The sequence below is a fragment of the Lutibacter holmesii genome (assembly GCF_042679665.1).
In the GTDB taxonomy this organism is placed as follows: domain Bacteria; phylum Bacteroidota; class Bacteroidia; order Flavobacteriales; family Flavobacteriaceae; genus Lutibacter; species Lutibacter holmesii.
This window is the reverse complement of record NZ_JBHTMV010000005.1, coordinates 1-508: the sequence shown is the minus strand read 5'-3', so window position 1 is coordinate 508 and position 508 is coordinate 1. Positions and strand designations below refer to the sequence as shown.

General features: G+C 43.8%; 1 protein-coding gene. It reads right to left on the bottom strand.

Annotated elements, in window-relative coordinates; all coding sequences use genetic code 11:
* The coding region (locus ACFQ5N_RS14340) for a hypothetical protein (protein ID WP_449284335.1) at positions 1 to 508 on the bottom strand (508 nt) is incomplete at both ends.

Below are 508 nucleotides of genomic sequence, written 5' to 3'. Positions count from 1 at the left end.
TGGTATACACAACATCTGCTCCTGGTACATACGTACTTGAGCCATCTGTCTTCTCTATTGAAATATCTGAAACTAATGTTTCATTATTGGTATCTGTGGCACTGTTATTACTACTATCTGGATCTGCTGTGTCTGATGTGATACTTGCGGTGTTCACTNGTCCGTTGTTCGTTACACTAATCGTATAAGTAACTGTTGTACCTGGTGTATAGTTTGCACTATTATCTGTCTTGCTAACCACAATATCTGCCTGTGCTACCGGTACTGGAGCAACCTGATCTTGGTCAACCTCTGATGGGGTATTGTTTCCGTGAACGATCCCATTTGGATCCGCCTGATCGGCGCTCGTAATCTCTGCAACATTCGTGTAATCACCACTCGCTTTTACAAGGGCTGTAATCGTTAAGCTCGTTGTTACGCCATCGGCTAAACTTGCAATACTCCACAAGCCACTTGCTGAATCGTACGCCCCTGCACTGTCATCATTTACATAACTATAACCACTTGG